This window comes from Fundidesulfovibrio sp. (genome assembly GCF_058402725.1).
On the sequence record NZ_JBZVFJ010000184.1, the window covers coordinates 1 to 5,606 of the forward strand.

At 65.3% G+C, this 5,606-nt stretch carries 5 protein-coding genes; 2 read left to right on the forward strand and 3 right to left on the reverse strand.

The window, feature by feature from the left end:
- The first annotated feature begins 235 nt into the window (after positions 1-235).
- Entirely contained in the window at positions 236-775 is a 540-nt protein-coding gene (locus tag ACV4UX_RS16845; RefSeq protein WP_491594442.1) for a hypothetical protein, read from the forward strand.
- Between the two features lie 1,079 nt (positions 776-1,854).
- Here the strand turns inward: ACV4UX_RS16845 and ACV4UX_RS16850 are convergent.
- From ACV4UX_RS16850 to ACV4UX_RS16860, 3 genes are read right to left on the reverse strand one after another with little or no spacing between them, the layout of a single operon-like run.
- Positions 1,855-2,346, reverse strand: a complete 492-nt coding sequence (locus tag ACV4UX_RS16850; RefSeq protein WP_491594443.1) for a hypothetical protein — start codon at positions 2,344-2,346, stop codon at positions 1,855-1,857.
- Between the two features lie 6 nt (positions 2,347-2,352).
- Positions 2,353-2,781 carry a hypothetical protein gene (locus ACV4UX_RS16855; protein ID WP_491594444.1) on the reverse strand — a complete coding sequence of 143 codons (429 nt, stop codon included), beginning with the start codon at positions 2,779-2,781 and terminating at the stop codon, positions 2,353-2,355.
- Between the two features lie 56 nt (positions 2,782-2,837).
- Positions 2,838-4,178: a sigma-54 interaction domain-containing protein gene (locus tag ACV4UX_RS16860; RefSeq protein WP_491594445.1), complete on the reverse strand. Its 1,341-nt coding sequence runs from the start codon at positions 4,176-4,178 to the stop codon at positions 2,838-2,840.
- 257 nt (positions 4,179-4,435) lie between these two features.
- Here ACV4UX_RS16860 and ACV4UX_RS16865 point away from each other — a divergent pair, with 257 nt between their 5' ends.
- Positions 4,436-5,434 (forward strand): iron-sulfur cluster assembly scaffold protein, encoded by a 999-nt coding sequence (locus ACV4UX_RS16865; protein WP_491594446.1) that lies wholly within the window; start codon positions 4,436-4,438, stop codon positions 5,432-5,434.
- Positions 5,435-5,606 lie beyond the last annotated feature (172 nt).

Sequence of the window (5,606 nt, forward strand, 5' to 3'; positions counted from 1 at the left end):
CGGCATCCGGGGCCTGACCATGAGCTACCTGATGGACAACGGCCAGATGGACAACGCGCCCAAACTGGCGCTGGACGCCTACAAGCCAGCGGTGTAGCGGGGCCGCGACCCGTGGGGCGACATGCCTTGGTCGCCCGGTGATCACGAAGTGGTTCTGTTTGCTTCGCAGACCGGCGACGGAGGCGAGTCCGGCGCGCAGCAGGAGGCCAAGGCCCCGGACGGGGGAGGTGGCGGGATGACTTCATTTGAAAAGGAGTCCAGGGCAGCGGTCGCCAGCGGTATTCCTGAACACCAGCAGACCCAGGCGGAGAAAGAGATGCGCGAGGCGGCCAACAATCCGCAGCAGGGCGTCCGCCAATTTGAAGGAGCGCCCGGGGATGGAGTTCATGTTCTCGGCGGGACCTGGAGGGAGGAAAAGAAGCCCGTGCCGGATTGGGCGGCATCAGTGGCAGGGAGGGGTGCTGGAACTGTCGTTGGGGCCGCGCTAAGGCCCAAGGACAACGATGGTTCGGATCCAATAAACAACCCGCTAAGCCGCGGCGCACGAGAAGCGGTCGCCGCTGGAGTTGGTGTGGCGACTAAGACGATTGTTGAAGATTGGGCTAAGGATCATGTGAAATATCCTTCCGTCTCTTACACCCCGGACCCGTTGACGCCCAAACAGCAAGCGCAGTACCGCCGCAATGAGGCGCAGAGACGGCATATCCTGGAGACGACGGGGCGGGATGGGGTTTACGATCCGACGTACGGCCCTGGGCAACGCCGCCCAGAGTAGTTGCGCGAAAGTCGACAGAAGCTATAGCAAGCAGGGCGCGATAGAGCGCCCTGCTTCATCTGTTTGAAATGCCTGAGCAGTGCTCGATGTATGGAGCAATCATGGCGTAGTAGGCGATGACGTATGCAATTGCATGGGCAACGGTAGATTGTATTAAATTGATAGCTAGTTTCATGGCGCGGTACACCAGTTAAATGTTCTGGCCATGTCATAGTATGCACATATACAAATATATGTGTACAGTGTGGTCCGTTCCACAATGTACTCGGCAGCGTCACCGTTTTTGTAGAGTAATGACATGTTTACCTTAAAAACTGATTGATCAGGCGAACTGTTAAGATGCTCAGGGGGATTGCCAAAAGCACAGGTGCAATGGATATAAGAATTCGTTTCCATCTGGGCATAGAGACCTCATGGGCGTGCATTGCGAATAGTTGGTGTGGTTGATTCGTGGCGTGAGCGCGCAGCGCGCCACATAGGTATGTGCCGGAATAAAAACGCATGCCGTGCATTGTTTGGTGATTCTGGTTCCGAGTGCTGTTCAGGTTTTTGGCCAGCCATGAATGAATAGAAAGAATCCGCGATCATCTGGCGGTGTCGATAGCGGACAAAAAAGATATGTAGTGCTGCCAATTACCGGCAACGGTCCACGACGTCGGCTGCCGGTTGGGCTGGTCGTTGGGCGTATGGAGTGCAGGCTGATTCATCTGGCATACCGCGCTTCACTGAGGTTGATTTTTCTACTCCTCGTCTATCGGCGACATGATTGTCAAGGCGTCTTGATCGATATTTCGGCGACTCCCAACGCGCCCAAACTGGCGCTGGACGCCTACAAGCCAGCGGTGCAGCGGGGCCGCGACCCGTGGGGCGACATGCCTTGGTCGCCCGGTGACCACGAAGTGGTTCTGTTTGCTTCGCAGACCGGCGGCGGAGGCGGAGGCGAGTCCGGCGCGCAGCCGGAGGCCAAGGCCCCGGACGGGGGAGGCGACGAGGTGCGGGGGACGGTTGATCGGCCGACGAAGCCTGTCATAGGCAGCACGATGCGACGATCGTTCAGCCGCAACCTCTGGGGGGCATCATCAGCGTCTGTCCGGCCCTTTTCCCCACGGCGTCGCATGGCGTCGCGCGGCTTCCACGCCAACCACGGCGGCGAGCAGCAGCGGCGCGGCGAGGATGGCCTGGTCGGGCCAGAAGAGGCCCAGGTCCCAGCTGCGCCAGGAGAACGGGTACAGCCAGAATTGCGAGGGGCCGCCAACGGTCTTCTGGAGCATGTCCAGGGCCTGGTGGAGCAGCGAGCCCATGGCCGCCCAGGCGAAGGCCTGCTTGCGCAGCCCCTGCGGCAGGAGCAGGCAGAGGGCGTAGCAGGCCAGGAGGCAGGGGATGGGCTCGTGGAGCAGTTGGACGGCCCGGCTGGCGGTGAACATCCCCGGCACGCGGGCCAGGAGATCCGGGAGACAGTTGCCGAGGAGCCAGCAGGCGGCGGGAAACTCCGGGAGGTCCCGGCGGGCGAGGCGTTCGCCGCCGCGCCGGGCGAGTTGCGCCGCGCAGAGGTGCGTGATGAGGTCCGGCATGAGGCCTCAGGGTCTGGCGCGCAGCGCGCGGAGCAGGGCGCGGAGGAAAAGGCCGCAGGCGGCGAGGGCGGCGGCCAGCGAGCCCCAGACCTTGAAGGCGCGGTCCAGGTGAAAATGGGTCAGGGTGGGGGCGAGCAGGTTCGGCGGACGGAAGACGGCCGCCATGTCCACCAGGTCCCCGGCCCTGGCCTCGGGCCAGAGACCCCGCACGAGCACGAGGCCTTTGCGGGTGGCGAAGCGAAAGCCCTCGGGGCCTGTGTCGAGGACGACCGCATGGTTGATGTGCAGGCGCGCGCCGTCGCAGGCGTTGGGTTGTTCGAGACAGTGGGCCAGGGAGCGCTCGCCCGGCGGGCCATCCGCCCCGGCCAGGACGATGGCCGCGAGAAGCAGCGCGGCAAGCGCGCATTTGAGCCAGCGGCGGTTGTCGGAGAACATGGCGTGGACGCTCCCGGACCGGGCGGACGAAAAAAACGTCCGCAGCTGAAACGGACTTATTTTTCGTCCGCTCCGTTCAGTTTGAGGATTTTACGCAGCGTGTCCTTGGAGATGCCCAGCTCGCGGCAGGCCGCGTTGCGATTGCCCAGATTGCGCTTCACGGCCTTGACGGCGGCGTGGTAGCGCACCTCGTCCATGGTCATGGGGCCGTCGCTGGTGGCGGGCCGGATGGCCGGGCGCAAGGTGCGCGGCAGGTGGTCCACCTGGATGAGCCCCCCCGGGCAGAGGATGCAGGCGTACTCCAGGATGTTCTCCAGTTCGCGGATGTTGCCCGGATAGCCGTAGCGGTTGAGCAGCCGCATGGCCTCGGGGGCGACGCCCCGGATGTCCTTGCCCTGTGCGCGGCGGCGGTGGCGCAGGGCGTGGTCCACGAGCAGGGGCACGTCCTGGGAGCGCTCGCGCAGGGGCGGCAGGGTGAATTGCACCACGTTGAGGCGGTAGTAGAGGTCGCCCCGGAAGGAGCCTTCGTCCACCATGCGGGCCAGGTCGCGGTTGGTGGAAGCCACCACGCGCACGTCGGCGGTCGCGCTCTCCACGCCGCCCAGGGGCTCGTAGACGCGCTCCTGGAGCACGCGCAGGATCTTGGACTGGAGGGCCAGGGGCAGGTCGCCGATCTCGTCGAGAAGAAGCGTGCCCCCCTCGGCCAGCTGGAAGCGGCCGGGCTTGTCGCGCCGGGCGTCGGTGAAGGCCCCGGCCTTGTAGCCGAACAGCTCGGATTCCATCAGGTTTTCAGGCAGCGCCCCGCAATTGACGGCCACGAATGGCCCTTTGGCGCGTCCCGAAAGGCGGTGGATGGCCCGGGCGAAAAGCTCCTTGCCGGTGCCGGATTCGCCCAGCAACAGCACGGTGGCCTCGCTCTGGGCCACCTGTGGCAGGATGCGCACCAGTTCGGTGAGGCTGCGGTCCTTGGTGCAGAAGTCTTCCGGGGAGCCCCAGCAGACGTGGCGGGCGTCGTCGAAGCCGCCGGTGAGGTCGCGCAGGGTCTCCACGCCGCCGATGATGCGCCCCTTGTTGTCCTTGAGGGGCGCGGCGGAAACGCTCACGGCGGCGGTTGTGCCGTCGCCGCGCAGGATGTGCATGATGCGGTGGGCGATCTTGCGGTCGTCCGTCATGCAGGCGCGCAGCACGCAGACGTCCTTGCAGTCCTTGGTCTGGAACACGTCCCAGCACTTGGCCCCCAGGGCCCGGGCCATGGGGATGCCCGTGAGCGCCTCGGCCGACTTGTTGAAGTAGGTGATGGCCCAGTCGGTGTCCACGGTGAAGACCCCGTCCGCCACGCTGTCCATGATGAACGAGCACATGGACGTGCAGGGGAACGGCGTTCCCAGCTGTTTCATTCGCCCCTCCGCGAGCCTTGATTCCACCACGCTGCCCGGTTCCGTGGTAGCCCCGGGCGATGCGGGGGTCAATGCAGGGGACGAGGAATTCGTCCGTATGGTGCAGGGCGATTTGGTGCGACAAGTCTAACCATATGAAACTATGTGCTAAACGCAGTTGGCATCATTTGTGAAAAAAGGAGCGCAAACGGGGCGTGGGCGCGCCCCGACAACCTGGGTGGCTGGGCAGCCCCCGATACAAGGTGAGGAGGACAGTCATGGAACTTACGCTGACCATCACCGGTCGCCGTTGCGACCTGGCTCTGCATCCCGTTTCGTCCAAGACCGTTGAACGCATCCAGACTCTTGGCCGCAAGTTCTACACCAAGAAGTACATCCACTGGTGGCGCAACGGCAACACGAGCACCTGCGGCATGAAATTCGACGACGACTGCGCGGTGAAGGTGCAGCTGGACCACCGCGAAGTTCCCTTCAACGCGGCCGGCATCGGGCGCGACGCCGTGCTCCTGCGCCGCCGCCACTACCTGGAGAGCAAGGCGCGCTACCTGGCCCTCCTGGGCTACGACGACGAATACTGCCACATGGTCTGGAAGTGGACCAACGTGGCCGGGTTCGACCCCACCCGCTTCAGCTTCTTCGTGCACCGCTGGGACCGCATCCTGGGAGAACAGGACTTCCTGATCCTCGACGACGTGCGCTACGACGGCGCGTTCGCCGACGTGCAGGACTGGGGCGGCAGCTGCGGCTTCTCCCTGGTTGACCCCCGCGTCATCGACCTGGACGAACTGCGCAAGGAACTGGGCATCGAGCAGGAAAAGCCCGCCCCCAAGCTGGTGGCCACAGAGGCCCCCCGCGTCGAAGCCAAGGCCGCCGCACCCGCAGGTCCCGCTCCCCTCGAGAGCGCCTCCTGCGACCCCACCGCGCGGCCCCTCGCGATCCCCGTGGAAGCCCCGAACGCCGTGGGCGTGCACGGCTGCACCACCTGCAAGAACTCCACGCGCGTGGAACTGCGCATCGAGGACGACGTGGTGGCCGCCGCCGGAGGCGAAGCCTCGGGCTGCGAATACGGCAAGGAATGCTTCGAGGCCCTCACCCGGCTCGTCACCGGCAAGCCGGTCTGGGAATGCTGGGGCCTCTCCAACGAAGACCTGCGCCCCCTGCTGCCGCGCGTGCTCCCCAAGCTCGACTGCGACACCTTCACCGTAGGCGCCCTCAAGATCGCCCTGCGCGCCTGGGAAAAGCGCCAGGCCGCCTAGCAGGCTCCTCCCGGAGCGGGGACGCCGCGCCCCGCGCCGACCTGCCCGGCCGATGACAAGGCCGGGCTCCTCTCGACCGGCCGCCCCGCACCTGCTGCGGGGCGGCCGCGCCGTTGTCGCGCCGCCCCAGTCCCTTCCGGCCCCGCGCGTGCCTCGCTGCGACGCCCGGTGC

Excerpts from the sequence above, each read along its gene's own strand:
- ACV4UX_RS16845 (WP_491594442.1), top strand. The coding sequence starts at position 236 with ATGACTTCATTTGAAAAGGAGTCCAGGGCAGCGGTCGCCAGCGGTATT.
- ACV4UX_RS16850 (WP_491594443.1), bottom strand. The coding sequence starts at position 2,346 with ATGCCGGACCTCATCACGCACCTCTGCGCGGCGCAACTCGCCCGGCGC.
- ACV4UX_RS16855 (WP_491594444.1), bottom strand. The coding sequence starts at position 2,781 with ATGTTCTCCGACAACCGCCGCTGGCTCAAATGCGCGCTTGCCGCGCTG.
- ACV4UX_RS16860 (WP_491594445.1), bottom strand. The coding sequence starts at position 4,178 with ATGAAACAGCTGGGAACGCCGTTCCCCTGCACGTCCATGTGCTCGTTC.
- ACV4UX_RS16865 (WP_491594446.1), top strand. The coding sequence starts at position 4,436 with ATGGAACTTACGCTGACCATCACCGGTCGCCGTTGCGACCTGGCTCTG.